Genomic DNA, 26,773 nt, shown 5'->3' with positions numbered 1-26,773 from the left:
CCATCAATAATAGATCAGGATTCTAGACGCTATACGGCAAACTTCAAGTAAGACTTTAAGTTCACCTTACAAACTGTGAGCTTACTTGCGCGCCGTGACCACAGTTGGAGCCATCGCGAGTGCGCGCTTGGCTTCAATGAAGGTTTTGCTCCAGTAGCTGTCGCCCAGGCTATCAACCCGAACACCACCGCTGCGGCGGCTGCTGGAGTGGATGAACTGGTCATCGCCCAGGTAGATACCGGCATGGCTGACGCGACCGCGACGACCATTGGTGGCGAAGAACAGCAGGTCACCTGGCTTGAGATTGTTACGCGAGACCAGCGGAGCATCAACGTTGATCATTTCGCGAGTGGAGCGCGGCAGGTTCATGCCGGCCTCTTCACGAAACAGGTAGCCGATGAAACCACTGCAATCGAAACCGGCTTCAGAGGTACCGCCGAAACGGTAACGGGTACCGATCAGGGACATGCCGCGTTCGAGGATGCTGTCGGCCAGAACCGGAAGCTGGTACGACTTGCCATCAGCAAAGGTCGCCAGTTCTTTTTCGGTGGCCATCTCTTCCAGGTATTGAACGGAAGAAGCTTGGGCGGTGATAGTGTTTTTGAACTGCTGCTGCTGCTGCTGTTGCTGCTGCTGTGACGTCTGCTCGGAAACTGGAGAGTGAGCAGCGCAACCGAACAACAGGGTAACGAGTGCGAGAGGCACGAGGGGTGCGAAGCGATTTAGCATGGGCACGACCGTGGCTGATAGTTGTAAAGAAGCCGAGACTATGCCCGCTATCATCCTCATTTGCAAATTCAATCGAACTTTATGTGACTTTTCGGTTTCGCGTTTACATCTAAGCGCTAAAGCCCCATTTAGACACTCTCGCAGCCTGCAACGCGTAGGAAAGCGGAATTTCTGCCGCCTGAAATGCGCCGAAAGCCTTGCAGGACGGTGGTTTTACCAACCCAGAGTTTCTTTTAGAAACGGAATTGTCAGCTTGCGCTGAGCCTGAAGAGAGGCCTGATCGAGTCGCTCGAGCAACTCGAACAGCGCACTCATGCTGCGGGTACCGCGGGTCAAAATAAAATGCCCGACTTCATCCGTCAGGTGCAGGCCGCGACGGGAAGCACGCAACTGCAATGCGCGCAATTTGTCTTCATCGGAGAGCGGACGCATCTGGAAGATCAAGGCCAGCGTCAGCCGGGATTTAAGATCCGCCAGCTTCACCGGCAATTCTCGGGGGGACGTCGACGCGGCGATCAACAGGCGCCGGCCGCTGTCGCGCAGACGGTTGAACAGATGGAACAGCGCCTCTTCCCAATCGGCACGCCCGGCGACCGCCTGCAAATCATCCAGGCAGACCAGTTCGTATTGTTCGAGGTTGTCGAGGATTTCGATGCCGCGATCCAGCAGCTCTGCCAACGGCAAATACACCGCCGGCTCGCCCAACTGTTCGAAGCGCAAACAGGCGGCTTGCAACAGGTGCGTACGCCCTACCCCGTCCTTGCCCCACAGATAGATCAGGCTTTCAGTCCAGCCGGCGTCGGCTTCGCAGAGCCGCTCGACATAGCCGAGTGCAGCGGCATTGGCGCCTGGGTAGTAATTGATAAAGGTGGCGTCATCACGCAGACGCACACCTAGGGGCAGCTGAATCGGTTTCATGCTGACTGAACAGTTCCAAGGAACCGTTAGTGGCCTCTGTGTAAAGTTTGCGAAGTTTATACCCGTGACGCTGGCCGCACAATGCGACAGACCACAAGCAAAATCAAAGGTTTGCGTTAACGCACTGGTTTTGTGACAGTTTCTTTGGCGGTGAATGCGACAGCCACCCAGCGAATGCGCACCCGCCCGGCATGTGACCGGGCGAGGCGTCATGAACGATCCGTGGACGTTAAAGCTGGGGCTCGTCTTCGCCGCCGTAGATGTCCGAATCCTTATACAAATCATGCATATGGCGCACAAGCACCATGATCACCGCGGCCACCGGCAACGCCAGTAGAATGCCGGTGAAACCGAACAGTTCACCCCCCGCCAGAATCGCAAAAATCACCGCGACCGGGTGCAGGCCGATTCGGTCTCCCACCAGCAACGGTGTCAGTACCATACCTTCCAGTGCTTGACCCACCATGAACACCGCGACGATACCGATCATGGGATACAGGTCACCCCCGAACTGGAACAAGCCCGCGACCAACGCCGCACCGATCCCGATGACAAACCCCATGTAAGGCACGATGGCCGCGAGGCCGGCAATCAGACCGATCAACAGCCCCAACTCAAGACCGATCAGCATCAAGCCCGCGGCATAGATAACGCCCAGCGCCACCATGACCAGCAATTGCCCGCGCACGAACGCCCCCAGGACTTCGTGGCATTCGCCTGCCAGGGTCACGATGCGCTCTTCACGATCTCGCGGCAGCAGGCTGCGGATCTTGGCCATCATGAGGTCCCAGTCCCGCAGCAGGTAGAAACTCACCACAGGAATCAACACCAGATTCGCCAGCCAGCCGATCACCGCGAGGCTTGAAGCGGTCGCCTGACTCAACACCACGCCAACAATGTCCGTGGTCTGGCCCATATGTTCACTGATCGCAGCTTTGAGCTTGTCGAACTTCCAGAAGCCGTCGGACAAGCCAAACTTCGATTGCGCCCATGGCAATGCCGTGTGCTGCAGCCAGTCGAGCATCTGCGGCGCCAACTCGTACAAGCGGAACAATTGCTTGGCGAGCATTGGCACCAACACCAGCAACAGTGTGGTGAAGATCAACGTGAACAACGCGAACACCGCCACCACGCCCCAGGTTCGGGACAGGCCAGCCTTCTCCAGCCGATCCACCAGGGGATCGAACAGATAAGCCAGCAGCAGTGCCACCAGAAATGGCGTCAGGATCGGATGCAAGAGCCAGACAAACGCGCAGAGCAGGACAACCCCACCCAACCAGAACCAACGCCGCGTATCGGCCATGTACCACTCCTGCTTGCTTCTATATAAGGAAAAGGAAAGAAAAACTACCAGCGAAAACGCAATTGCGGTGTCGGTGCCGGGATGGGCGCTGCTGCAGGGGCGGAACCCTCGACGGCAGGTTGTACCGGTGGTACTGGAGCGGGTGCCTCACCGGCCGGAAGTTCCTGCAATTTCGCCAGGGACAACTGAGCCTTCAACTGCTCGGGGCTGCCTTTGACCCGATAGAGAATCCGGTCGCCATCCACACTCTGCAGACGCATGCCGAAGGGTTCCAGCAAACGCCCGAGCGCCGCATATCGCTCCAGATTCATGCCCTGTACTTCCAGCAGTTGCTCGCCCGAAGCACCCGGTTTGACGACAAATCGCGGCGCGAGGCGTTCATTGACCGCCAGCATCACGGCGTCAGCCACTGCGGCCTGATCGGCGCCCTGTACGCTGCCCGCTTCTTTTTTATCGCCCATCCACAAATTCCACTTGGCCTGCCATTGGCCGCCTTCTTCACGCGCATGCACCGCGAGCAACGCATCCGCGTTGTAACGTTCCGATGCACCACGCAGAGGTGCGGCATCTGTGCCCTCAAGATTTGGCGCGGTAGCGACCAGCTGTTCACTCAGGTCCGCCAACGGCAAACGCAACGGCAGACCGCGATGCTGTGCCGCACGACGCAGTGGCACGGCGGCGGCCTGGCCATCACCGACCAGGCTCGAACCCTCGGTGGCGTCGTTCAGCCACCAACCCAGGATCGAGGGTCGATTGGCGCCCCACAACGAAAGGCCCGCGCGACGCAATGCCTGCTCGGTGGTCGCCGGGTCAAAATCAACCTTGAGCACTTCCGGCGGCCCAGCCTCGAAACCGTACTGACTGATGATTTGCTGAGGGTCCTTGCGGATGGCGGCCAACCCCGGGTTCTGCGCAGCCTTGGGATCACCCGTCAGCCGCAAAACCAGGGTATCCAGTGCTTCCTGAGTCGCCTGATCACGGATTTCAGACGATTGACCACTGACCGGCTGGCGAACCTGATAAAGACTTTTCAGGGTTTCGGCATGACTCGCCAGGCTGAAAAAAGACAAACAGCCTGCAAGCAAAAATTTCGAAAAAGAACGCATGGAAGATTCCTGACGACGAAAGCGGCTGGAACAGGCCGCGTGAACCGAATGAGCAAGGCTGTGACCACGCTCCCCGACAAAACATTCACCCGACCCCGGGATGTTTTTGCACTGTCATAACGATAGACGGTTAATAGCGATACCTTATACAGCCATGAAGGATGCGACCAAAACGAGATATGTCGTTTTTTTTTGGCTGATATGCCCCTGCTGTCGGCCTGAGGATGGCCGCTGCCCCTCAAGCCTGATAAAATCGCGCGCCTTCGCAGACCGGCAACAGCCGGGCCCACTGGAATTCGCGAACGGCACTCGCCTTCGTCTGTTTCTGCGGTCCCGCTGGACTCGGTCGTTACCCCTGAATCCCCCCTAAAGGCCTGGATCATGAGCAAGCAACCCTCCCTGAGCTACAAGGACGCCGGTGTAGACATCGACGCCGGTGAAGCATTGGTCGAACGCATCAAGAGCGTCGCCAAGCGCACTGCGCGCCCGGAAGTCATGGGCGGCCTGGGCGGTTTCGGCGCCCTCTGCGAAATCCCGGCCGGCTACAAGCAGCCTGTTCTGGTTTCCGGCACTGACGGCGTCGGCACCAAGCTGCGTCTGGCGCTGAACCTGAACAAGCACGACAGCATCGGCATCGATCTGGTCGCCATGTGCGTCAACGACCTGGTGGTGTGCGGCGCCGAGCCGCTGTTCTTCCTCGACTACTATGCCACCGGCAAACTGAACGTCGAAACCGCGACCCAGGTTGTCACAGGTATCGGCGCTGGCTGCGAACTGTCCGGCTGCTCCCTGGTCGGCGGCGAAACCGCTGAAATGCCTGGCATGTACGAAGGCGAAGACTACGACCTGGCCGGCTTCTGCGTCGGCGTCGTGGAAAAATCCGAAATCATCGACGGTTCGAAAGTCGCGGCCGGCGACGCCCTGCTCGCCCTGCCTTCTTCCGGCCCGCACTCCAACGGCTACTCGCTGATCCGCAAGATCATCGAAGTGTCGGGTGCAGACATCGAAAACATCCAGCTCGACGGCAAACCGCTGACCGACCTGCTGATGGCCCCGACCCGCATCTACGTGAAGCCGCTGCTCAAGCTGATCAAGGACACCGGCGCGGTCAAAGCCATGGCCCACATCACCGGTGGTGGCCTGCTGGACAACATCCCGCGCGTTCTGCCAAAAGGCGCTCAAGCCGTGGTTGACGTGGCGAGCTGGACCCGCCCTGCCGTGTTCGACTGGCTGCAGGAAAAAGGCAACGTTGACGAAAACGAAATGCACCGCGTGCTGAACTGCGGCGTCGGCATGGTGATCTGCGTTGCTCAAGAGCACGTAGAAACCGCGCTGAACGTTTTGCGTGAAGCTGGCGAGCAGCCTTGGGTTATCGGCCAGATCTCCACCGCTGCCGAAGGCGCGGCTCAGGTTGAACTGAAGAACCTCAAGGCTCATTGATGTCCCAGACCTGTGATGTGGTGGTGCTGCTGTCCGGCACCGGCAGTAACTTGCAGGCCTTGATCGACAGCACACGGACCGGCGACAGCCCGGTCCGTATCGCTGCGGTGATTTCCAACCGCGCCGACGCGTACGGCCTGCAACGCGCCAGGGATGCGGGTATCGACACCCGCTCCCTGGATCACAAGGCTTTCGAGGGCCGCGAAGCTTTCGATGCCGCGCTGATCGAACTGATCGACGCCTTCAATCCAAAACTCGTGGTACTGGCCGGCTTCATGCGCATTCTCAGCGCTGACTTTGTCCGCCACTATTCGGGTCGACTGCTCAATATCCATCCCTCGCTGCTGCCCAAATACAAAGGGTTACACACCCATCAGCGCGCGCTGGAAGCCGGCGATACCGAACACGGCTGCTCCGTGCACTTTGTCACCGAGGAACTCGATGGCGGACCACTGGTCGTACAGGCAGTAATACCGGTAGAGTTACACGATTCGCCGCAGAGTCTTGCGCAGCGGGTCCATACCCAGGAACACCTGATCTACCCGATGGCCGTACGCTGGTTTGCCGAAGGTCGTTTATCACTCGGCGGGCAAGGTGCTTTACTGGACGGGCAGCTGCTCGCAGCCAGCGGCCACTTGATTCGAACCTAGGAGATATTATGCGTCGCGCCCTGCTCTTCGCTTGCGCTCTGCTCGCCCTGCCGTTTGCGCAGGCTGCAGAACTTCAACCTTTCTCCGCCAGCTACACCGCCGACTGGAAGCAGCTTCCCATGAGCGGCACGGCGTCACGCAGCCTGACAAAGGAAGCCAACGGCGTCTGGAAGCTCAGCTTCAAAGCGTCGATGATGATCGCCAGCCTGTCCGAAGAAAGCACGCTGACGCTGGACAAGGACACCCTGCTCCCGCAGTCCTACCACTTCGAACGTGGTGGACTGGGCAAGGCCAAGAAGGCGGACCTGGATTTTGACTGGACCACCAAAATGGTCACCGGCACCGATCGTGGTGACCCGGTCAAGCTCCCGCTCAATCGCGGCATGGTCGACAAGTCCACGTATCAGCTGGCGCTGCAGCATGACGTCGCTGCCGGCAAGAAAAGCATGAGCTATCAGGTTGTCGATGATGGCGAAGTCGATACCTACGACTTCCGCGTGCTGGGCTCGGAAAAAGTCGACACCAAGGCCGGTCAGATCGATGCGATCAAGGTTGAACGCGTACGTGATCCGACACAAAGCAAACGCATCACTGTGCTGTGGTTCGCCAAGGACTGGGATTACCTGCTGGTTCGCCTGCAACAGGTTGAAACCGACGGTAAGGAGTACAACATCATGCTCCTCGACGGTACCGTCAACGGCAAGGCTGTCAAAGGCAGCTAAACCTGGTCGACGAGAAAAGCCCCGCCAATGCGGGGCTTTTTTTTGCCTGTTGCCATTCGATCCCGAACAACCTCGTACCTGTAGGAGCTGTCGAGTGTGGCGAGGGGATTTATCCCCGTTGGGTCGCGCAGCGGCCCCAAAATCTTACGACTGCTGCGCAGCCGAACGGGGTGGTGCGGCATTCCGATAAATCCCCTCGCCACACTCGACGCTCCTACAGGGCGGCAAGGTTATGCTCCAATTCGGTGGTGCGCCAATGCTGTTATCGAGGAACCGCTCTCGGCAGGATCGCCAGGAAGTTGTCTCGAGCAACCTTTCTGGCGACGTCCTCCGGCAACGCATCGAGAAACGGATCAAAGCTGCGCATTTCCTTGCCGAGCTTGTTGAAACGTCCTACCACGTCAGAGCCGAGCATGAAGCGCTCCGGAAAGCGCTCCACCAGCTTCAACCACTCGCCCCGAGGCTTGCCCTGCTCATCCAGCAGATAAGGCGTGAGCACGCTCCACGACAGATCTATAAACAGATTGGGGTACTTTTCCAGCATCCGCGTCAGGGTTGGCAACAGAAATTCGAGCTCAACCTGGTGCCGGTGTATTTCCGCGCTGGTGCCCGCATGAGCCCAGATGAACCGGGTATGCGGATGGTTGCGCAACGGTTCTTCGATTTCCGACAGATACAGCGGATTCTTCTCACGCTTGGACGTGATGTTGGAATGCACCATTACCGGCAGGTCGTTCTCAGCGGCCAGGTGATAGATCCGTGTCATGGCTTCGTTGTTCGCACGTGGCGTGTCGCCGGACGTCAGCGCCGTCAGGTCATCGTGCCGGGTGAATACTTCGCCGATGCCCTGCCACAAGCCTGGATTGAGATCGAGCATGCGCTGAATGTGCGCAGCGGAGTTTTTATCGTTGGGATTGAAGCCAGACAGGAACGGATGGAAGTGCTGGCGCTGCTCGGCCGTCAGCTTGTTCACTGCTGCGGCGACGATCACGTCAGTGGCGCTGTACCAGTAAGCATCGGCGTCGTCACCGGCGTAATAGCGCGGACGTTTCGGCTCGTCTTCATGCCATTTCTTGGCGACGGGGATGCCGGAAATCATCACATGCTCAATTCGATTATCCGACATGGCCTTCAGCAATTTGGGCATGCCCGCCGTTTCCTGGAAAAAATCCACGTAATGCAAATGCGCATCGCTGTAGGCATATTCGCGCGCACTGGTACCGGCACTTGAAATAGCCAACAGGCAAGCAACGCTGAGTCGAAACAAATGCACGGGCGATCTCCAGAAGGCAGGAACAGCGTAGACCCCGTCACGCGGTTCGAGGTTCATCCGACAGGAAAGTGGAACGCGCACCTGTAAGAATGCTCTATAACTTCAAGGTCTTTTGATCGAATGACTTTCCCACTGCCTACGAGGTCTCCCATGACAGTTACCGTTAACACCGTATCCGCCGAGGGTTTGCGCCACAGTGTACAAATCGACGAGCACGAATTTTTTGCTGATGCCCCCACCTCCGCCGGTGGCGAAGGCTCGGCGCCGGAGCCGCACGATTATTTCGACGCCGCCCTGGGCGCCTGCAAAGCCCTGACCCTGAAGATGTACGCCAAAAAGAAAGACATTCCGTTGACCGGCGTGACGGTCGAGGTCAAACGCGACAACAGCGAAGAACAAAAAGGCAAATACGCATTGCACGTCAAGCTGACGCTCAAGGGCGTACTCACCGACGCACAGCGGGATGAACTGCACCGCGTGGCTGATCGTTGCCCGATTCACAAACTCATGACCACCACTGACGTCAGCATCGAAACTCACCTGTCAGAAGGCGCATTCAGCCAGTAACAGCAAAGGCTGCGCGAGCGGGTTATGCTCTTCGCGTCACCCGCTCAGCCTGGAATGCACCATGAATACTCCGCTTGTGATTCGCCCTCGCGCCGAAGATGTCGAAGGCCAACCGATTCTGCGCCCACTGCCCTCCGCGAAATGCCGCAGCGTCGGCCCCTTTGTATTTTTCGACCACATGCTCGAAACGGTTTATCAGCCGGGTAAAGGCATGAACATCCGCCAGCATCCACACATCGGCTTATCCACCCTCACCTACCTGTTCCAGGGACAAATCCAGCACAAAGACAGCCTCGGCTCCGATCAAGTGGTCGCAGCTGGCGATGTCAGCTGGATGACCGCGGGCAGCGCTATTGCCCACGTCGAGCGCACTCCTGAAGCATTGAGGGAAAGCGGCTTCACGATGCACGGCCTGCAAATCTGGCTGGCGTCTCCCAAGGCTCACGAGCAGGGCCCGGGGCATTACAGCCATCACCCGGCGGCTACCTTGCCGGTCAGCGATAACCTGGGGGTGAAGATCAGGATGATTGCGGGAACAGGTTTTTGCCTGGAATCGCCGGTTCCAGTGCTTTCTCCTACGCTGTATGCCGAATTGAGCCTTCAGACAGCAACAACTTTGCTGATTCCGACAGAGCATGAAGAACGCGCGTTGTACGTGTTGAGTGGCGACGCCTATCTGGACGGCGAGCGTCTGGAGTTGAATTCCCTGGTGGTGTTACCTGCCGCCGAAGAGATGACACTCTTCGCCGAGAGCGACTGTCATGCGGTGTTGTTCGGTGGCGCCCCGCTGGATGGGCCGCGACGGATCAACTGGAATTTTGTGGCGAGCGACCCGGCGGCAATAGACGAAGCGCGACGACGCTGGGCGGCCGGAGAGTGGCCGACAGTGCCGGGGGAAAGTGAGCGGATCGAATTGCCGAAACACCGAAGCGAACCTGCGCCCTTATAAACGAAGCCGCCCAACGACCGGTGAATTTATACAGCCCCTGCATCGGGCAAAAAAAAACCCGCCGAAGCGGGTTTTTTTACAACGCGGTCAAGCCGACAGTTCAACCAACAGCTTGTTGAGACGGCGCACATAAGCGGCCGGATCCTTCAAGCTGTCGCCGGCTGCCAGGGCCGCCTGATCGAACAGAATGTGCGACAGATCGCCGAAGCGCTCGTCGCTCTGCTCATTGTCGAGTTTCTCGATCAACGGGTGAGCCGGGTTGAATTCGAAGATCGGCTTCGAATCCGGAACCTTCTGCCCACTGGCTTCCAGAATCTGCCGCATCTGCAGGCCCAGGTCCTGCTCGCCGATGGCCAGAATCGCTGGAGAATCGGTCAGGCGATGGGAAACACGCACTTCAGCAACCGAGTCACCCAGTGCCGATTTCAGACGCTCGACCAGACCTTCTTTGGACTTGGCGACTTCTTCAGCGGCTTTCTTGTCCTCTTCCGAGTCCAGATTGCCGAGATCCAGGTCACCACGCGCCACGTCGACAAAGCTCTTGCCGTCGAAGTCGCTGAGGTAGCTCATCAGCCACTCGTCGATGCGATCGGTCAGGAGCAGCACTTCGATGCCTCTCTTGCGGAAGACTTCCAGGTGCGGGCTGTTCTTGACTTGTGCGTAGGTTTCGCCGGTCAGGTAGTAGATCTTGTCCTGACCTTCCTTGGCGCGAGCCAGGTATTCGGCCAGGGAAACCACTTGCTCGCCTTCTTCACCCTGAGTGGATGCAAAACGCAGCAGGCCAGCAATTTTCTCTTTGTTGGCGAAGTCTTCTGCCGGGCCTTCTTTCATGACCTGACCGAAATTCTTCCAGAAACCCTTGTATTGCTCAGGATCGTTTTTCGCCAGTTTTTCCAGCATGTCCAGAACGCGCTTGGTCAGCGCCGACTTCATGGAATCGATGATCGGGTCTTTCTGCAGGATTTCCCGCGACACGTTCAGCGACAGATCATTGGAATCGACCACGCCTTTGATGAAGCGCAGGTACAACGGCAGGAACGACTCAGCCTGATCCATGACGAACACGCGCTGCACATACAGCTTCAGGCCTTTCGGCGCTTCACGCTGGTACAGGTCGAACGGAGCACGGGCCGGCACGTAAAGCAACGAGCTGTATTCCAGCTTGCCTTCGACCTTGTTATGGCTCCAGCTCAGCGGGTTCTCGAAATCGTGAGCGATGTGCTTGTAGAACTCCTGGTACTCCTCGTCCTTCACTTCGTTGCGAGGACGAGTCCACAGGGCGCTGGCGCGGTTGACGGTTTCCCATTCAACGGCCGGTGCCTCTTCACCTTCAACGGCTGCCACTTCTTTCGGCAACTCGATCGGCAAGGCAATGTGATCGGAGTACTTCTTGATGATGTTGCGCAAACGCCAGCCATCAGCGAATTCGTCTTCACCGGATTTCAGGTGCAGGACTATGCGAGTGCCACGGTCAGCCTTCTCAATGGTGGCGACTTCAAAGTCACCTTCGCCCTTGGACGACCAGTGCACACCTTCGCTGGCAGCATCACCGGCACGACGGCTGAACACGTCAACCTTATCGGCAACGATGAACGCAGAGTAGAAACCAACACCGAATTGGCCGATCAGGTGCGAGTCTTTCTTCTGATCGCCCGACAGGTGCTTCATGAAGTCAGCGGTGCCGGACTTGGCGATGGTGCCCAGGTGAGCAATCGCCTCTTCGCGGTTCATGCCGATGCCGTTGTCTTCGAGCGTGACGGTTTTAGCGTCCTTGTCGAAGCTCACACGGATTTTAAGTTCCGCGCCACCTTCCAGCAGCTCTGGCTTTGCCAGGGCTTCAAAACGTAATTTGTCGACAGCGTCAGAGGCGTTCGAGATCAATTCGCGAAGGAAAATTTCCTTGTTGGAATACAGCGAATGGATCATGAGGTGCAGCAGCTGCTTCACCTCGGTCTGGAAGCCCAGGGTTTCCTTTTGAGTTTCCACACTCATGGTCATCAAACTCCAATCAGATGGCAGTGGCCGTGACCTTCAGGGTCGACGGCGGGTTGTCATCAAAGTTGGGGGCAGTGATCAGGATTTCAAGGGCTCTTCGATTTTGAAGTGGGCGCGCGCCGTCGCGATGGGTTCGGCTTCGGTGCTTTGCCAGGCGGTAATCGCCACGTTGGCGACACGGCGGCCTTGACGGGCGACCTGACATCGAGCCCATGTGTCGCGAAAGTGCCCTGCACGCAAGTAGTCGAGGGAAAAGTCGATGATCTTCGGTACCTCCGGCGAACCGGTAAAAATCAGCAGGTGCAGCGCGGCGGACAGCTCCATGAAACCGGCAATCACGCCACCATGGATGGCCGGTAGCAAAGGGTTACCAATGTTGTCTTTATTGGCCGGCAGACGGAACAGCAGCTCATCCCCTACGCGTGAACATTCGACGCCGATCAGCCTGGCGTAGGGAATCATATCCAGAAGTGAAGCGTAATCCCCGTGCTCATGGGCCTGCTTAAGCTGATTCTTGATCGTGTCAGTCATTTCGCACTCCTCATTTCGTACCGCTGGCGATCGCGCCACCAAAACCTTTAGTGCCTTTAACCGCCGTGCCCATGCGCATGAATGTGCCGACGACATGGGCAATAGGCTGTTCGGGATCGTCCTGATAGGCAAAACCGCGGGCAAAGATCACATCGGTGGTCACTCGATAGCATTGGGCGAAACCATAGACATCTTTATGGGGTTCGGCGGCATGCATGTAATCGATGCGCAGGTCGAGTGTCGGGCAGACTTCGAATTCGGGCAGTACGCACAGCGTGGACATGCCGCAGGCCGTGTCCATCAGCGAGGTCAGAGCGCCGCCATGTATAACCCCGGTTTGCGGATTCCCGACAATCTGCGGGCTGTAAGGCAGGATGACGGTGAGCCCTTCGTTGCTGGCGCTGTGAACTCGCAACCCGAGCACCTGACAGTGGCGCAAAGCGGAAAGGAATCGCGTGGCACGCTCAAAAACAGGGTTTTCAGCCATGATTAAAACTCCATTTAGATGCTCGGTCGTCATACCCACGGGATCGGGCAAAAGTTCCCGTCAGAATAATCTTATATATCTGTGAGAATTGAGGAACTTAACGATGACGGCTGTGCTCGAAAGGCCAGTAGATATTTTCCATAAGGAGAAACACCCCATGCAGAAGACTTTAGCTATTGCCTTGATGTTGACCGCTTCCCTCGGTCTCGCAGCCTGCGATAAAAAATCCGAGGACAAAGCTCAAGATGCTAACCAACATGCTGAGCAAGCTCAGCAAGACATGAACAAAGCTCAGGATAAAGTGAACGACGCAGCGAAAGAAAACGCTGAAGCTGCCAAAGCTCAGGCTGAATCGAACGAAGCAGCTGCAAAAGAAGCACCTAAAAACTAAATCGTTTTTAGCGTCGCAAAGAAAACCCGCCAAGTGCGGGTTTTCTTTTGTCTGCGATTTGGCTTTAGGGTTACAGCAAAATAGTTCTAAAAGTCGGACTAATCATCAGCAACAAAGAACACACTAATCCGACGATCCAAACCAGACTGCGTTGCCAGGCCAGATCGCCCCAGTAGCACAGCAGATAGATGATGCGGGAAATAACAAAGATGATGGCCAGCGAGTCAATCAACCATCCCGCCGTTTGCGTGGTGTGAGCCATCAAGACACCGACGGCAAACAAGATGAACGCTTCAATGCTGTTCTGATGAGCCGCCACCGCACGCGCGCCGAACCCGGTGAGTTGTGCCTGTTGCTGACGCGGCAGGTGATTGTTGTAACCACCCTGCTCTTTCATGGCTTTGGCGACAGGCATGCGCGCCACATAAATAAGCAATGCACTGATAAACACACACCAAAACGGAATACTCATCAAACAGCCTCTTTGTTCGCTTCAGGCAATGGCGCCTCTGTAGGGGTATAGACCATCACGTCGAGAACGTCAGAATGAAACTCGCGTCGGTACAGCACCAGCACCACACCGGTACTCAACAGCATGAACAACCACGGGCTGACAAACCAGGCCAGCATCGTCATGCCAAAGTAATAGGAGCGCAGCCCGAAGTTGAACTGGTTGGCAGCCATGGAAATGACACGAGCGGCGCGGGCAGCAAAAGCCTTTCGTTCCTGCTCGGACACATGTCGCTCACCGACCATGGGGGCCGATCCGACCAGGATGGCCGCAAAATTGTATTGCCGCATGCACCAGCTGAACGTGAAGAACGCATAGACAAAAACCATTGCCAGGCACAGCAGCTTGATCTCTGACATGCCCTGGGACGCCTGCTGCACCATCGGAATATCCGCCAGCAACGACACCGCCCTTTCGGACGCACCCAGCACGGTGAGGATACCGGCCAGAATAATCAGCGTGCTGGAGGCGAAGAACGATGCATTACGTTCCAGGTTGCCAATCACACTGGCGTCGGCAATGCGGTTGTCGCGCAACAGCATGCGGCGCATCCAGTCTTCACGATAAAGATGCAGCACACTGGCCAGGCAGGCGGTGTCGCGGCCTTTCCACGTGGCATAACGGGTGTAGCCGCCCCAGCAGATGACAAACCAGAGCGCGGCGAGAAGATGGATCAGGTTGGCGTGGATGAACGACATGCAGGTCCTTGTGATGTGGTGGCGTCGGCAAGCCTTGCGCTTACTGTCTGTGGTTCGACGATAGATCAGGGAAAAAGACACTGCATCGTTTGCAAAAAAAATGCCCCGCATCGATTGATACGGGGCATTTCCTGTGTGCTCGCAGCCCGTTTGTGACGGGCCTTGAGGAAGCTTAAGCCAACGCTTCTTCGCGTTTGCCCAGCAGGCGATCGCAGACCACTGCGACCACCAGCGTCATGACCGATGGCACCAGCCACGCCAAACCTTGCTCGCTGAGCGGCAAGTGGGACAACTGCGCAGGCATCCAGTCCGCGAGACCTGCGCCTTTAAGCGCATCGATCAGGCCGAAGATGAACGACACCAGCATCACCGGACCGACGATGCGGCCCTGCTCATGCCAGAAGTCTTTGCAGAAGCTCAGCGCCACCAACGCGATGCACGGCGGGTAGATGGCGGTCAGGACCGGGATCGAGAACGCAATCAACTTGGTGAGCCCCAGGTTGGACACCAGGAGGGAAAACGCCGCCAGGATAATCACCAGGGTCTTGTAAGACAGTGGCAGCACACGGCTGAAGTACTCGGCACAAGCGCAGGTCAGACCGACCGCTGTGACCAGGCACGCCAACGAGATCAGCACCGCAAGGAAACCGCTGCCCAGCGAACCGAAGGTGTGTTGGACATAGGCATGCAGCACTGCCGCACCGTTGGTAGCCCCGGCCGCCACTTCATGGCTGCCCGACCCAAGACGGAACAGACTGACGTAAACCAGCGCCAGGCCCACGCCGGCGATCAGCCCTGCAATGATCGCGTAACGTGTAATCAGCACCGGCGAATCAACGCCACGAGAGCGGATGGCGTTGACGATCACGATGCCGAACACCAGCGCACCCAGCGTATCCATGGTCAGGTAACCATTGATGAAGCCTTGGGAGAATGGAGCCGCCACGTATTCCGGCGTGGCCACACCGACATCACCGGCGGGCAAAGCAAACGCTGCAATACCGAGTGCCGCCAGGGCGATGATCTTCAGCGGCGCGAGGAAACGTCCTACAGTATCCAGCAGTCGGCCCGGGTAGAGCGAAATGAAGAACACAAGCAGGAAGTACACCGAGCTATAGAGGAACAGCGCCAGCGGGCTTTCACCCGTCAGCGGTGCCAAGCCGACTTCGAACGACACGGTAGCGGTTCGGGGAGTGGCGAACAAAGGGCCTACAGCGAGGTAGCACGCGGCGGCCAGCAAGCCTCCGGCGACTTTACCGATCGGGCTGCTCAATGCATCCATGGCGCCGCCGACCTTGGCCAGGGCTACAACGGTGATGACCGGCAAACCGACTGCAGTGATCAGGAACCCTAGCGCCGCCATCCAGACATGAGGCCCGGACTGCAAACCGACGATAGGCGGGAAGATGATATTGCCAGCCCCGACAAACAGGGCAAACGTCATAAAACCAAGTGCCAGGATGTCCTGGCCTTTCAACACTTTCATTAAGGAAATACCACACTACTGAATCGGAATTTAGAGAGGGATTTCCCTTATGGGTGAGGGAAATGCTGTCGGTCCGCATAGGACTGACCCTTTTAGCGCGACGCTTCCTTGTGGGACGCTGACGCAAAAATGGCGGCTAGCCTAACTAATTTGGGTGACGAACGCACTGTTAGAGGGCGAACTATCCGATACACGACAATTCAATGTCGCGTTTTCGTATGTAAATTTCATTTAAAAAGCAAAGATCAAAAGATCGCAGCCTTCGGCAGCCCTACGTTTGGTACGCAACCCCATGTAGGAGCTGCCGAAGGCTGCGATCTTTTGATCCTCAGAAACAACAAAGGCCACCCGAAGGTGGCCTTTGTTTGGTGAAGCGTCAGCCAAGCACGAAGCTTATTTGATCGCCCAACCGGTCAGCTCGGACAAAGCCTTGCCGATGTCTGCCAGCGAACGCACGGTTTTAACGCCTGCGTCTTCCAGGGCAGCAAACTTCTCGTCTGCAGTGCCTTTGCCGCCAGAGATGATTGCGCCAGCATGGCCCATGCGCTTGCCTGCAGGGGCAGTCACACCAGCGATGTAGGAAACAACCGGCTTGGTCACGTGTGCCTTGATGTAGGCAGCCGCTTCTTCTTCAGCCGAACCGCCGATCTCACCGATCATAACGATCGCTTCGGTCTTAGGGTCTTCCTGGAACAGCTTCAGGATGTCGATGAAGTTCGAACCCGGGATCGGGTCACCACCGATGCCGACGCAAGTCGACTGACCGAAACCGGCGTCAGTAGTCTGCTTCACAGCTTCGTAGGTCAGGGTGCCGGAACGGGAAACGATACCGACCTTGCCTGGCAAGTGAATGTGACCTGGCATGATGCCGATCTTGCATTCGCCTGGGGTGATCACGCCTGGGCAGTTAGGGCCGATCAGGACTACGCCCAGCTCGTCGCACTTAACTTTAGCGTCCAGCATGTCCAGGGTAGGAATGCCTTCGGTGATGCAAACGATCAGCTTGATGCCGCCGAAAGCAGCTTCCAGGATCGAATCTTTGCAGAAAGGAGCTGGAACGTAGATCACGCTGGCGGTGGCGCCAGTGGCAGCTACAGCATCTTTCACGGTGTTGAACACTGGCAGACCCAGGTGCTCGGTGCCGCCTTTGCCAGGCGTAACGCCACCAACCATCTTGGTGCCGTATTCGATGGCTTGCTGGGTGTGGAAACTACCTTGCGAACCGGTAATACCCTGGCAGATAACTTTGGTGTCTTTATTGATCAGGACGCTCATTATTTGCCCTCCGCAGCTTTGACAACTTGTTGAGCAGCGTCGGTCAGGCTGGTAGCAGCGATGATGTTCAAACCGCTTTCTGCCAGTACTTTAGCGCCCAGCTCAGCGTTGTTGCCTTCAAGGCGAACAACAACCGGGATTTTCACGCCGACTTCTTTCACAGCGCCGATGATGCCTTCGGCAATCATGTCGCAACGAACGATGCCGCCGAAGATGTTGACCAATACTGCAGCGACGTTAGTGTCGGACAGGATGATCTTGAACGCTTCGGTAACGCGTTCTTTGGTAGCACCGCCGCCCACGTCGAGGAAGTTGGCTGGTTTGCCGCCATGCAGGTTGACGATGTCCATGGTACCCATGGCCAGGCCAGCACCGTTGACCATGCAACCGATGTTGCCTTCCAGTGCTACGTAGTTCAGTTCGAACTTGGCAGCGTGCGCTTCGCGCGGATCGTCTTGCGACGGATCGTGGAAAGTCTTCAGCTTAGGCTGACGGTACATGGCGTTGGCGTCGATGTTGATCTTGGCGTCGAGGCAATGCAGATCGCCGTCAGCCTTGATCACCAGCGGGTTCACTTCCAGCAGGGCCAGGTCGTGATCCTTGAACAGTTTGGCCAGACCTACAAAGATCTTGGCGAACTGAGCAACTTGCTTGCCTTCCAGACCCAGCTGGAATGCCAGCTCGCGACCCTGGAATGGCTGAGCGCCAACCAGTGGATCGATAGTGGCCTTCAGGATTTTTTCAGGCGTGTCGTGAGCGATCTTCTCGATGTCCACGCCACCTTCGGTGGAAGCCATGAACACGATACGACGGCTGGAACGGTCAACGACAGCGCCCAGGTACAGCTCTTTAGCGATATCAGTGCACGATTCAACCAGGATCTTGGTGACTGGCTGACCATTGGCATCAGTCTGGTAAGTCACCAGACGCTTGCCCAGCCACTGCTGTGCGAATGCTTTGGCGTCTTCTTTGCTGCGAACCAGCTTTACGCCGCCCGCTTTACCGCGACCACCAGCGTGGACCTGGGCTTTGACAACCCACTCGGTACCACCGATTTTGTCGCAAGCTTCTGCTGCTGCTTCCGGGGTGTCTACGGCGAAACCCTGGGATACTGGCAGGCCGTACTCAGCGAACAGCTGCTTACCCTGATACTCGTGAAGATTCATGCTTATTACCGTCTTCGTTAGGTACTGCGCATTCGGTGCTGCACTTGTTCAAGTGCCGCACCACCTGTGACTGCTGCTTGCGTAGCCTTTCCGGACAACCGGTGCAGCTACGCAAGACTGCGTCCAGCGGATGTTCCGCGGTGAGCTTTGCATGCAAGGCTCACGACGGGCTATACCGCCGTGGTTTCTTATTGTCTTAACGCTTCTTGCGGTTGGCGATGTGGATGGCGCCGCCATTCACAGCCAGAGCTGCTTCGTGCAAGGCTTCAGACAGGGTCGGATGGGAGAAAACCATCATGCCCAGGTCTTCAGTGCTGGTGCCGAATTCCATACCGATCGCGCCCTGCTGAACCAGTTCTGCAGCGCTCGGGCCAATGACGTGGACGCCCAATACGCGGTCAGTCTTGGCATCGGCGATGACCTTGACGAAACCACCGGTATCGTTGGCTGCCATGGCACGGCCAGAAGCGGCGAACGGGAAGGTGCCGACGTTAACTTCAACGCCTTCGGCTTTCAAGGTCTGCTCGGTTTTACCCACCCATGCGATTTCCGGGTGAGTATAAATAACAGACGGGATCAGGTCATAGTTGATTTGGGCTTTGTGGCCCTTGATGCGCTCAACGACCATGATGCCTTCTTCGGACGCCTTGTGCGCCAGCATCATGCCGCGAACCACGTCACCGATCGCGTAAACGCCCGGAACGCTGGTAGCGCACTGGTCGTCAACGAAAACGAAACCGCGCTCGTCGATGTTCACACCGCTGTCGGCAGCCAACAGTTCGGTGGTCACTGGACGGCGACCAACGGCAACGATCAGCTTGTCGAACGTGATGTTCTGTTCGCCATTGGCATCGGTGTAGTTCACAACGACTTCGTCGCCGTTCACTTTGGAACCGGTAACGCGAGCGCCCAGCTTGATGTCCAGACCTTGTTTGGTCAGGGTCTTGAAGGCTTCCTTGGAAACCGCTTCGTCAGCGGCCGGCAGGAACTTCTCCAGCGCTTCCAGAACGACGACCTGGGAACCCAGACGCGACCATACCGAACCCAGTTCCAGGCCGATGACGCCAGCGCCGATCACGCCCAGGCGCTTAGGCACGGACTGGAATTCCAGTGCGCCCGTCGAATCGACGATCACGTTCTGGTCAACAGGAGCCGGTGGAATATCGATCGGGCGCGAGCCCGAAGCCAGAATCACGTTCTCGGCTTCGATGATTTCAACGGTGCCGTCTGGCTTGGTCAGCTCAACGCGCTTGCCGGCCAGCAGTTTGCCGTGGCCTTGCAGGGACGTTACGCCGTTAGCCTTGAACAGGGTTGCAACGCCAGAGGTCAGGCCTTTGACGATATTGGCTTTACGGCCAACCATTGCAGCCACGTCCATGGTCACGCCAGCGTGATTGATACCGTGGATCGCGAAGCCTTCTTTGGCTTCCTTGTATTTCCAGGAGCTGTCCAGCAGCGCCTTGGATGGAATGCAGCCGACGTTCAGGCAAGTACCGCCCAGCGCGAGCTTCCCTTCGCCGTCGGTGTATTTCTCGATGCAGGCCGTCGAGAGACCCAGCTGCGCTGCTTTGATGGCAGCCACATAGCCGCCAGGGCCCGCGCCGATCACTACTACGTCAAATTTCTGCGACATTCAAAAAATCCTCTTTTGGCAACAAGCTTGAAGCCGCAAGCCTCAAGCCAAGCCGCAATTTCTTGCCGCTTGAAGCTTGAGACCTGCAGCCGCTTCTATCAGATATCCAGCAGCAAACGAGCCGGGTCTTCCAGCAGGTTCTTGATGGTAACCAGGAAGGTCACAGCTTCTTTGCCATCGATCAGACGGTGATCGTAGGACAGAGCCAGGTACATCATCGGACGGATAACGACCTGACCGTTGATCGCCATAGGACGCTGCAGAATGTTGTGCATGCCCAGGATAGCCGCCTGCGGCGGGTTGACGATCGGGGTCGACATCATCGAACCGAAGGTACCACCGTTGGTGATGGTGAACGTGCCGCCGGTCATTTCGTCCATGGACAATTTGCCGTCACGAGCCTTCTTGCCGAAGGTGGCGATGCCGCCTTCGATTTCAGCCAGGCTCATCAGTTCGGCGTTACGCAGAACCGGTACAACCAGGCCACGGTCGCTGGAAACAGCAACGCCGACGTCAGCGTAGCCGTGGTAAACGATGTCGGCACCGTCGATCGATGCGTTGACAGCCGGGAAGCGTTTCAGCGCTTCGGTAGCCGCCTTGACGAAGAACGACATGAAGCCCAGGCGTACGCCGTTATGGCTCTTCTCGAAGAGATCCTTGTACTTCGAACGCAGCGCCATGACTTCAGTCATGTCGACTTCGTTGAAAGTCGTCAGCATTGCCATGTTCGATTGAGCTTCAACCAGACGCTTGGCAACGGTGGCCCGCACACGGGTCATCGGAACGCGCTTCTCGATGCGGTCGCCAGCGGCGAAAACCGGAGCAGCGGCAGCCGGTGCAGCAGCCTTGGCAGGCGCGGCAGCAGGCGCGGACTTCTTGGCGGCAACAGCTGCAACCACGTCTTCCTTGGTCACACGACCGCCTTTGCCAGTACCGGCAACGGAGGAGATGTTGATGCCGTTTTCTTCAGCCAGCTTGCGAGCAGCCGGTGCAGCAACAGGATCGTCTTCGCCTTCAGCAGGAGCAGCAGCTTGTGCAGCAGCAGGTGCTGCGGCGGCAGCTGGAGCGGCAGCAGCGCCGCCCGCTTCGATGGAACCCAGCACTTCGTCGGACAGAACGGTGTCGCCTTCGTTCTTGACGATAGCGCCCAGCACGCCGTCAGCGGTAGCCAACACTTCCAGAACAACCTTGTCGGTTTCGATATCGACGATCAGGTCATCACGCTTTACAGCGTCGCCCGGTTGTTTGTGCCAGGTGGCAACGGTGCCATCGGCAACCGATTCCGGAAAAGTGGGGGCTTTGATTTCGATAGCCATTATCTGTGGGTCCTTAAATTCGGTTTCAGGTGCGCGAAGGCGTTAAACAGTAAAGGCGTCTTGCAGCAGTTTTTCCTGCTGTTCGGCGTGCATCGATGCATAACCACAAGCCGGTGCAGCGGAAGCGTCACGACCGGCGTACTCGAGTACGAGTGCCTTGTTGTGATTGCCAACGATGCGGCGCATGTGATGCTGGCTGCAGTACCAGGCACCCTGGTTCATCGGCTCTTCCTGACACCAAACGATATGTTTGAGGTTGGTGTACGGAGCCAGGACTTCGTTCAAGTCGTCCTCAGGGAATGGGTACAGCTGCTCGATACGCACGACGGCGATGTCGTCACGACCTTCGGCACGGCGTTTTTCCAACAGGTCGTAGTAGACCTTGCCGCTGCACAGAACAATGCGCTCGACCTTTTTCGGGTCTTGAACATCGATTTCCGGGATAACGGTCTGGAACGAACCTTCGGCCAGATCTTCCAGGGTCGACACGGCCAGTTTGTGACGCAACAGCGACTTTGGAGTCAGCACGATCAACGGCTTGCGCAGCGGGCGGATCACCTGACGACGCAGCAAGTGGTAGATCTGAGCCGGCGTAGTCGGTACGGCTACCTGGATGTTGTGCTCGGCGCACAGCTGCAGGTAACGCTCCAGACGAGCCGAAGAGTGCTCCGGACCCTGACCTTCATAACCGTGCGGCAGCAGCATGGTCAGACCGCAAAGACGGCCCCACTTGTGCTCGCCACTGGTGATGAACTGGTCGATAACCACCTGGGCACCGTTGGCGAAGTCGCCGAACTGGGCTTCCCAGATCACCAGCGCCTCAGGCGTGGTGGTCGAGTAACCGTATTCGAACGCCAGTACGGCTTCTTCGGACAGGAACGAATCGTACAGGTCGAAACGCGGCTGGCCCTTGTACAGGTTTTGCAACGGGATGTAGGTGCCCGCGTCTTTCTGGTTGTGCAAGACAGCGTGACGGTGCGAGAACGTACCGCGACCGATGTCCTGACCCGTCATGCGGATCGGGTGACCTTCGAACGCCAGGGTCGCGTACGCCATGGTTTCGGCATAACCCCAGTTGATCGGCAGGCCGCCGACTTGCATCTTCTGACGGTCTTCGTAGATTTTCGAGACCTGGCGCTGAACCACGAAGCCTTCTGGAATTTCCAGCAGCTTGGCGGACAGTTCCTGCAAGGTTTTCAGATCGAAGCGAGTGTCGTGACGCGCGGTCCAGGCGTGGCCCAGATACGGACGCCAGTCCACGAACAACTCTTTATTCGGCTCTTTGACCAGGCTTTTTACAACATGCAGACCGTTGTCCAGCGCATTGCGGTATTCGTCGACTTTCGCCTGAACACGCTCTGCGTCGACCACACCGCCCTGGGTCAGACGATCGGCGTACAGCTCACGGGTGGTGCGCTGCTTGGTGATCTGCTGATACATGATCGGCTGGGTGCCGCTCGGCTCGTCGGCCTCGTTGTGGCCGCGACGACGGTAGCAGACCAGGTCGATCACCACGTCACGCTTGAACTGCATGCGGTAATCGATGGCCAGCTGGGTCACGAACAACACGGCTTCCGGATCATCACCATTCACATGGAGGATCGGCGCCTGGATCATTTTGGCAACGTCGGTGGCGTACTCGGTGGAACGCGAGTCCAGCGGGTTGCTGATGGTGAAACCAACCTGGTTGTTGATCACGATGTGCACGGTGCCGCCGGTTTTGAAACCGCGGGTCTGCGACATCTGGAAGGTTTCCATCACCACGCCCTGACCGGCGAATGCCGCGTCACCGTGGATGGAGATCGGCAGAACCTTCTCGCCGGTAGGGTCGTTACGACGATCCTGACGGGCGCGAACCGAACCCTCGACCACCGGGGAAACGATTTCCAGGTGGGACGGGTTGAACGCCATGGCCAGGTGAACTTCACCACCGGTGGTCATCACGTTGGACGAGAAGCCCTGGTGGTATTTAACGTCACCGGAACCCAGCTCGACCTTCTTCTTGCCTTCGAACTCGTCGAACAGCTCGCGCGGGTTCTTGCCGAAGGTGTTGACCAGAACGTTCAGACGGCCACGGTGGGCCATGCCGATGACGATTTCCTTGGTGCCGTAGGAACCGGAACGCTGGATCAGCTCGTCAAGCATCGGAATCAGGCTCTCGCCGCCTTCCAGACCGAAACGCTTGGTGCCCGGGTATTTGGTACCCAGGTATTTTTCCAGGCCTTCACCGGCAGTCACGCGCTCAAGCAAATGGCTCTTGATATCGGCGGAGTACGTCGGACGGCCACGCACGCTTTCCAGACGCTGCTGGAACCACTGGCGCTGCTCGGAATCGGTGATGTGCGTAAATTCGGCGCCGATGGTGCGGCAATATGTCTGCTGCAACGCTTCGTGAATTTCGCGTAGGCTCGCTTCCTCTTTGCCGATGAACAGGTCTCCGGCACGGAAGGTCGTATCAAGATCGGCATTGGTCAAGCCGTAATGATTGATCGACAGGTCTGCAGGTGCAGGACGCTGCCACAGCCCCAGCGGGTCAAGCTGGGCTGCCTGGTGGCCACGCATACGGTAAGCCTGGATCAATCGCAGCACTTCAACTTGCTTCTTCTCGTGCTCACTGCTCACGCTGCCGGCGGAAACCGGTTGTGCGCGGCGCTGGTTCTTTGCCAGCAAGACGAAATGATCGCGAATTGTGGAGTGCGAAACATCGGTGGCAGTGTTGCCGTCAGCAGGCAACTTCTGGAAGTAGGTGCGCCACTCTTCTGGCACAGCGTTAGGGTCGTGCAGGTAGAGCTCGTAGAGCTCTTCCACATAGGCAGCGTTACTACCGGATAGGTAGGCGCTGTTCCACATGCGCTGCATCACGCTTTCTTGCATGCTTGGTCACCCTCGGTTAGGGGAACACCACCGGCGTCGATACCGAGCACGCTTGCAGAAGTCCGAATGCAGCGACTAAAACAAGCCACCTTGGATCACGCTGATAGTCCGGGTACCAGCCCGGATGCCCCTGCTTGTCTCATTTCTTCAAAATAAGAGCCGCAGCTTTATGGGCTGCTGCTCAGGTTAAAACTACGGCGCCGGTTGAAGCCTGCGCCGTAGCATCTACGGGTACAGCAATGTTGCGGGTACTACAGCTGTATCACACGCCGCTTTGCAGAAGCATGTTACGAATGTGACCGATGGCCTTAGTCGGGTTCAGGCCTTTCGGACATACGTTGACGCAGTTCATGATCCCGCGGCAGCGGAATACGCTGAACGGGTCATCCAGCGAAGCCAGACGCTCGGACGTCCTGGTATCACGGCTGTCTGCCAGGAAGCGGTACGCTTGCAGCAGGGCAGCTGGACCCAGGAACTTGTCCGGGTTCCACCAGAAGGACGGGCACGAGGTCGAGCAGCAAGCGCACAGGATGCACTCGTACAGACCGTCGAGCTTTTCACGCTCTTCAGGGGACTGCAGACGCTCGATGGCCGGAGCCGGCGTGTCGTTCTGCAGGTAAGGCTTCACCTTCTCGTATTGCTTGTAGAAGATGCTCATATCGACGACCAGGTCACGAATGACCGGCAAACCTGGCAGTGGACGAACAACCAACTTGTTACCTTTTACGACAGCGGACAGCGGCGTGACGCACGCCAGACCGTTTTTGCCGTTGATGTTCATGCCGTCGGAACCGCAAACACCTTCACGGCAAGAGCGACGATAGGAGAAGCCTTCGTCCTGCTCTTTGATCAGGGCCAGCACGTCCAGCACCATCAGGTCTTTACCACCGGTATCAACCTGGAACTCCTGCATGAACGGCGCGGCGTCCTGATCAGGGTTGTAACGATAAACGCTGACTTTCAACATGGCGGCCACCCTTAATAAGTCCGAATCTTAGGTTCAAAAGTCGGAACAGTTTTCGGCGAGAAGTTTACGGCACGTTTGGTAACGCGCTTGTCACCCGGGAAGAACAGGGTGTGGCACAGCCAGTTTTCATCGTCGCGGTCTTCGAAGTCTTCACGGGCGTGAGCACCGCGGGACTCTTTACGGATCTCTGCAGCGATGGCGGTGGCTTCGGCCACTTCCAGCAGGTTTTGCAGTTCCAGCGCTTCGATACGCGCAGTGTTGAACGCCTGCGACTTATCGTTGATCTTGACGTTGGCGATGCGCACGCGCAGGTCAGCCAGCTGGGCAATACCCTTCTGCATGTATTCGCCGGTACGGAATACACCGAAGTAGTTCTGCATGCAGCTCTGCAGCTCGCGACGCAGGGTTGCCACGTCTTCGCCATCGGTACGCTCGTTCAGAGCGGACAGACGCGCCAGGGCGGTTTCGATGTTGGCGTCGGTAGCGTCATCGTATTCGATGCCGTCAGTCAGCGCTTTTTCCAGGTGCAGACCGGCCGCACGACCGAACACAACCAGGTCGAGCAACGAGTTGCCGCCCAGACGGTTGGCACCGTGAACCGATACGCAAGCCACTTCACCCACTGCGAACAGGCCAGGGATGATGGTGTCGACGCCTTCGGCATCCTGGGTGATCGCCTGGCCATGAATGTTGGTCGGAACACCGCCCATCATATAGTGGCAAGTCGGAACAACCGGAACCGGAGCAACAACCGGGTCAACGTGAGCAAAGGTCTTGGACAGTTCGCAGATGCCTGGCAGACGGCTGTGCAGTACTTCTTCGCCCAGGTGATCGAGCTTGAGCAGTACGTGGTCGCCATTCGGACCGCAACCGTTACCGGCGATGATTTCTTTAACCATCGAGCGGGCAACAACGTCACGACCGGCAAGGTCTTTGGCGTTCGGAGCGTAGCGTTCCATGAAACGCTCGCCGTGCTTGTTGATGAGGTAACCACCTTCACCACGGCAACCTTCAGTCACCAGTACACCAGCGCCGGCAATACCGGTCGGGTGGAACTGCCACATTTCGATGTCTTGCACCGGAACGCCAGCACGCAGTGCCATGCCGACGCCGTCACCGGTGTTGATCAGGGCATTGGTGGTGGACGAGTAGATACGACCGGCACCACCAGTCGCCAGAACGGTGGCCTTGGCGCGGATGTAGCTGGTCTCGCCCGTTTCGATGCAGATGGCGATCACACCCACGAATGCGCCGTCCTGGTTTTTCACCAGGTCAACTGCGTAGTACTCGTTGAGGAATGTGGTGCCAGCTTTCAGGTTGCCCTGATAAAGGGTGTGCAGCAGCGCGTGACCGGTACGGTCGGAAGCGGCGCAGGTACGGGCAGCCTGGCCACCTTTACCGTAATCCTTCGACTGACCGCCGAATGGACGCTGGTAGATACGACCTTGCTCTGTACGGGAGAACGGCAGACCCATGTGGTCCAGTTCAAAGACCGCAGCAGGGCCTTCCTGACACATGTATTCGATAGCGTCCTGGTCACCGATGTAGTCGGAACCCTTGACGGTATCGTACATGTGCCAGCGCCAGTCATCGTTCGGATCGGCCGAAGCGATGGCGCAGGTAATGCCACCCTGAGCGGACACAGTGTGCGAACGGGTCGGGAAAACCTTGGTGATTACGGCAGTCTTGTGACCGCCCTGTGCCAATTGCAGCGCTGCGCGCATGCCGGCACCGCCACCACCAATAATGATGGCGTCGAAAGAAATCGTTGGAATGTTAGCCATGA

General features: G+C 57.6%; 24 protein-coding genes. 6 read left to right on the top strand and 18 right to left on the bottom strand.

Annotation, left to right across the window (positions count from 1 at the left end):
* Positions 1-81: 81 nt before the first annotated feature.
* The 4 genes from AC3ZVB_RS01545 to AC3ZVB_RS01530 form a co-directional block, all read right to left on the bottom strand.
* A complete protein-coding gene (locus AC3ZVB_RS01545) occupies positions 82-729 on the bottom strand; it encodes a C40 family peptidase (protein ID WP_490145584.1) in 648 nt (215 codons plus the stop codon).
* A gap of 213 nt (positions 730-942) precedes the next feature.
* Positions 943-1,647 carry a DnaA regulatory inactivator Hda gene (hda, locus tag AC3ZVB_RS01540; RefSeq protein WP_008033543.1) on the bottom strand — a complete coding sequence of 235 codons (705 nt, stop codon included), beginning with the start codon at positions 1,645-1,647 and terminating at the stop codon, positions 943-945.
* A gap of 229 nt (positions 1,648-1,876) precedes the next feature.
* The gene (locus AC3ZVB_RS01535) at positions 1,877-2,950 is read right to left on the bottom strand and encodes an AI-2E family transporter (protein ID WP_162436073.1); all 1,074 of its coding nucleotides are present in this window, start codon (positions 2,948-2,950) and stop codon (positions 1,877-1,879) included.
* 44 nt (positions 2,951-2,994) lie between these two features.
* Positions 2,995-4,056, bottom strand: a complete 1,062-nt coding sequence (locus tag AC3ZVB_RS01530; protein WP_490145583.1) for a DUF2066 domain-containing protein — start codon at positions 4,054-4,056, stop codon at positions 2,995-2,997.
* Positions 4,057-4,437: 381 nt separating this feature from the next.
* Between AC3ZVB_RS01530 and purM the strand changes: the two genes are divergently transcribed.
* Genes purM through AC3ZVB_RS01515 form a run of 3 tightly spaced genes read left to right on the top strand, consistent with a single transcriptional unit; the run spans position 4,438 to position 6,868 of the window.
* Positions 4,438-5,496, top strand: coding sequence for a phosphoribosylformylglycinamidine cyclo-ligase (gene purM, locus AC3ZVB_RS01525; protein ID WP_133836547.1), 1,059 nt, complete (start codon positions 4,438-4,440; stop codon positions 5,494-5,496).
* Positions 5,496-6,146 carry a phosphoribosylglycinamide formyltransferase gene (gene purN / locus AC3ZVB_RS01520; RefSeq protein WP_490145582.1) on the top strand — a complete coding sequence of 217 codons (651 nt, stop codon included), beginning with the start codon at positions 5,496-5,498 and terminating at the stop codon, positions 6,144-6,146. The genes purM and purN overlap by 1 nt, the downstream gene beginning before the upstream one ends.
* An 8-nt stretch (positions 6,147-6,154) precedes the next feature.
* A complete protein-coding gene (locus AC3ZVB_RS01515) occupies positions 6,155-6,868 on the top strand; it encodes a DUF3108 domain-containing protein (RefSeq protein WP_162436070.1) in 714 nt (237 codons plus the stop codon).
* A 262-nt stretch (positions 6,869-7,130) separates the two neighbouring features.
* On the opposite strand, the gene AC3ZVB_RS01510 is transcribed toward AC3ZVB_RS01515, so the two are convergent.
* Positions 7,131-8,141, bottom strand: coding sequence for an amidohydrolase family protein (locus AC3ZVB_RS01510; RefSeq protein ID WP_490145581.1), 1,011 nt, complete (start codon positions 8,139-8,141; stop codon positions 7,131-7,133).
* 150 nt (positions 8,142-8,291) lie between these two features.
* Between AC3ZVB_RS01510 and AC3ZVB_RS01505 the strand changes: the two genes are divergently transcribed.
* Positions 8,292-8,708 carry an OsmC family protein gene (locus AC3ZVB_RS01505; RefSeq protein ID WP_162436068.1) on the top strand — a complete coding sequence of 139 codons (417 nt, stop codon included), beginning with the start codon at positions 8,292-8,294 and terminating at the stop codon, positions 8,706-8,708.
* 61 nt (positions 8,709-8,769) lie between these two features.
* Entirely contained in the window at positions 8,770-9,657 is an 888-nt protein-coding gene (locus tag AC3ZVB_RS01500; protein WP_490145580.1) for a pirin family protein, read from the top strand.
* A gap of 87 nt (positions 9,658-9,744) precedes the next feature.
* Here AC3ZVB_RS01500 and htpG read toward each other — a convergent pair whose 3' ends face one another.
* The 3 genes from htpG to AC3ZVB_RS01485 all read right to left on the bottom strand — a co-directional run bounded on the left by htpG (position 9,745) and on the right by AC3ZVB_RS01485 (position 12,670).
* The gene (gene htpG / locus AC3ZVB_RS01495) at positions 9,745-11,649 is read right to left on the bottom strand and encodes a molecular chaperone HtpG (RefSeq protein ID WP_490145579.1); all 1,905 of its coding nucleotides are present in this window, start codon (positions 11,647-11,649) and stop codon (positions 9,745-9,747) included.
* An 81-nt stretch (positions 11,650-11,730) separates the two neighbouring features.
* Positions 11,731-12,183, bottom strand: coding sequence for a PaaI family thioesterase (locus tag AC3ZVB_RS01490; protein ID WP_490145578.1), 453 nt, complete (start codon positions 12,181-12,183; stop codon positions 11,731-11,733).
* A gap of 10 nt (positions 12,184-12,193) precedes the next feature.
* The gene (locus tag AC3ZVB_RS01485; protein ID WP_162436064.1) at positions 12,194-12,670 is read right to left on the bottom strand and encodes a PaaI family thioesterase; all 477 of its coding nucleotides are present in this window, start codon (positions 12,668-12,670) and stop codon (positions 12,194-12,196) included.
* A 157-nt stretch (positions 12,671-12,827) separates the two neighbouring features.
* Between AC3ZVB_RS01485 and AC3ZVB_RS01480 the strand changes: the two genes are divergently transcribed.
* On the top strand, positions 12,828-13,061 hold the full coding sequence (locus tag AC3ZVB_RS01480; RefSeq protein WP_162436063.1) for a hypothetical protein: 234 nt from the start codon (positions 12,828-12,830) through the stop codon (positions 13,059-13,061).
* A 70-nt stretch (positions 13,062-13,131) separates the two neighbouring features.
* On the opposite strand, the gene AC3ZVB_RS01475 is transcribed toward AC3ZVB_RS01480, so the two are convergent.
* The 10 genes from AC3ZVB_RS01475 to sdhA all read right to left on the bottom strand — a co-directional run bounded on the left by AC3ZVB_RS01475 (position 13,132) and on the right by sdhA (position 26,771).
* Entirely contained in the window at positions 13,132-13,533 is a 402-nt protein-coding gene (locus AC3ZVB_RS01475; RefSeq protein WP_162436062.1) for an MAPEG family protein, read from the bottom strand.
* The gene (locus tag AC3ZVB_RS01470; protein WP_162436061.1) at positions 13,533-14,270 is read right to left on the bottom strand and encodes a DUF599 domain-containing protein; all 738 of its coding nucleotides are present in this window, start codon (positions 14,268-14,270) and stop codon (positions 13,533-13,535) included. Before AC3ZVB_RS01470 ends, AC3ZVB_RS01475 begins: the two co-directional genes overlap by 1 nt.
* A 172-nt stretch (positions 14,271-14,442) precedes the next feature.
* Complete coding sequence (brnQ, locus tag AC3ZVB_RS01465) at positions 14,443-15,756, bottom strand: branched-chain amino acid transport system II carrier protein (RefSeq protein ID WP_162436060.1); 1,314 nt, start codon at positions 15,754-15,756, stop codon at positions 14,443-14,445.
* A 393-nt stretch (positions 15,757-16,149) separates the two neighbouring features.
* Positions 16,150-17,031: a succinate--CoA ligase subunit alpha gene (gene sucD / locus AC3ZVB_RS01460; RefSeq protein ID WP_008148605.1), complete on the bottom strand. Its 882-nt coding sequence runs from the start codon at positions 17,029-17,031 to the stop codon at positions 16,150-16,152.
* Positions 17,031-18,197 carry an ADP-forming succinate--CoA ligase subunit beta gene (sucC, locus tag AC3ZVB_RS01455; RefSeq protein ID WP_008148602.1) on the bottom strand — a complete coding sequence of 389 codons (1,167 nt, stop codon included), beginning with the start codon at positions 18,195-18,197 and terminating at the stop codon, positions 17,031-17,033. Before sucC ends, sucD begins: the two co-directional genes overlap by 1 nt.
* A 196-nt stretch (positions 18,198-18,393) precedes the next feature.
* A complete protein-coding gene (gene lpdA, locus AC3ZVB_RS01450) occupies positions 18,394-19,830 on the bottom strand; it encodes a dihydrolipoyl dehydrogenase (RefSeq protein ID WP_490145577.1) in 1,437 nt (478 codons plus the stop codon).
* Positions 19,831-19,928: 98 nt separating this feature from the next.
* Entirely contained in the window at positions 19,929-21,146 is a 1,218-nt protein-coding gene (gene odhB / locus AC3ZVB_RS01445) for a 2-oxoglutarate dehydrogenase complex dihydrolipoyllysine-residue succinyltransferase (protein ID WP_490145576.1), read from the bottom strand.
* A gap of 42 nt (positions 21,147-21,188) precedes the next feature.
* Positions 21,189-24,020 (bottom strand): 2-oxoglutarate dehydrogenase E1 component, encoded by a 2,832-nt coding sequence (locus tag AC3ZVB_RS01440; protein WP_162436057.1) that lies wholly within the window; start codon positions 24,018-24,020, stop codon positions 21,189-21,191.
* Between the two features lie 262 nt (positions 24,021-24,282).
* Positions 24,283-24,987, bottom strand: a complete 705-nt coding sequence (locus AC3ZVB_RS01435) for a succinate dehydrogenase iron-sulfur subunit (protein ID WP_162436056.1) — start codon at positions 24,985-24,987, stop codon at positions 24,283-24,285.
* Positions 24,988-24,998: 11 nt separating this feature from the next.
* Positions 24,999-26,771, bottom strand: a complete 1,773-nt coding sequence (sdhA, locus tag AC3ZVB_RS01430) for a succinate dehydrogenase flavoprotein subunit (protein ID WP_162436055.1) — start codon at positions 26,769-26,771, stop codon at positions 24,999-25,001.
* Positions 26,772-26,773: the final 2 nt, after the last annotated feature.

The organism is Pseudomonas sp. MDV22-iso1 (genome assembly GCF_058145095.1).
The sequence above is the reverse complement of the archived record's forward strand: the minus strand, read 5'-3'. Positions and strand labels throughout refer to the sequence as shown.

Bases quoted from the DNA above. Each gene is read 5' to 3' on its own strand.
- AC3ZVB_RS01545 (WP_490145584.1), bottom strand. From the start codon at position 729: ATGCTAAATCGCTTCGCACCCCTCGTGCCTCTCGCACTCGTTACCCTG.
- hda (WP_008033543.1), bottom strand. From the start codon at position 1,647: ATGAAACCGATTCAGCTGCCCCTAGGTGTGCGTCTGCGTGATGACGCC.
- AC3ZVB_RS01535 (WP_162436073.1), bottom strand. From the start codon at position 2,950: ATGGCCGATACGCGGCGTTGGTTCTGGTTGGGTGGGGTTGTCCTGCTC.
- AC3ZVB_RS01530 (WP_490145583.1), bottom strand. From the start codon at position 4,056: ATGCGTTCTTTTTCGAAATTTTTGCTTGCAGGCTGTTTGTCTTTTTTC.
- purM (WP_133836547.1), top strand. From the start codon at position 4,438: ATGAGCAAGCAACCCTCCCTGAGCTACAAGGACGCCGGTGTAGACATC.
- purN (WP_490145582.1), top strand. From the start codon at position 5,496: ATGTCCCAGACCTGTGATGTGGTGGTGCTGCTGTCCGGCACCGGCAGT.
- AC3ZVB_RS01515 (WP_162436070.1), top strand. From the start codon at position 6,155: ATGCGTCGCGCCCTGCTCTTCGCTTGCGCTCTGCTCGCCCTGCCGTTT.
- AC3ZVB_RS01505 (WP_162436068.1), top strand. From the start codon at position 8,292: ATGACAGTTACCGTTAACACCGTATCCGCCGAGGGTTTGCGCCACAGT.
- AC3ZVB_RS01500 (WP_490145580.1), top strand. From the start codon at position 8,770: ATGAATACTCCGCTTGTGATTCGCCCTCGCGCCGAAGATGTCGAAGGC.
- htpG (WP_490145579.1), bottom strand. From the start codon at position 11,649: ATGAGTGTGGAAACTCAAAAGGAAACCCTGGGCTTCCAGACCGAGGTG.
- AC3ZVB_RS01490 (WP_490145578.1), bottom strand. From the start codon at position 12,183: ATGACTGACACGATCAAGAATCAGCTTAAGCAGGCCCATGAGCACGGG.
- AC3ZVB_RS01485 (WP_162436064.1), bottom strand. From the start codon at position 12,670: ATGGCTGAAAACCCTGTTTTTGAGCGTGCCACGCGATTCCTTTCCGCT.
- AC3ZVB_RS01480 (WP_162436063.1), top strand. From the start codon at position 12,828: ATGCAGAAGACTTTAGCTATTGCCTTGATGTTGACCGCTTCCCTCGGT.
- AC3ZVB_RS01475 (WP_162436062.1), bottom strand. From the start codon at position 13,533: ATGAGTATTCCGTTTTGGTGTGTGTTTATCAGTGCATTGCTTATTTAT.
- AC3ZVB_RS01470 (WP_162436061.1), bottom strand. From the start codon at position 14,270: ATGTCGTTCATCCACGCCAACCTGATCCATCTTCTCGCCGCGCTCTGG.
- brnQ (WP_162436060.1), bottom strand. From the start codon at position 15,756: ATGAAAGTGTTGAAAGGCCAGGACATCCTGGCACTTGGTTTTATGACG.
- sucD (WP_008148605.1), bottom strand. From the start codon at position 17,031: ATGAGCGTCCTGATCAATAAAGACACCAAAGTTATCTGCCAGGGTATT.
- sucC (WP_008148602.1), bottom strand. From the start codon at position 18,197: ATGAATCTTCACGAGTATCAGGGTAAGCAGCTGTTCGCTGAGTACGGC.
- lpdA (WP_490145577.1), bottom strand. From the start codon at position 19,830: ATGTCGCAGAAATTTGACGTAGTAGTGATCGGCGCGGGCCCTGGCGGC.
- odhB (WP_490145576.1), bottom strand. From the start codon at position 21,146: ATGGCTATCGAAATCAAAGCCCCCACTTTTCCGGAATCGGTTGCCGAT.
- AC3ZVB_RS01440 (WP_162436057.1), bottom strand. From the start codon at position 24,020: ATGCAAGAAAGCGTGATGCAGCGCATGTGGAACAGCGCCTACCTATCC.
- AC3ZVB_RS01435 (WP_162436056.1), bottom strand. From the start codon at position 24,987: ATGTTGAAAGTCAGCGTTTATCGTTACAACCCTGATCAGGACGCCGCG.
- sdhA (WP_162436055.1), bottom strand. From the start codon at position 26,771: ATGGCTAACATTCCAACGATTTCTTTCGACGCCATCATTATTGGTGGT.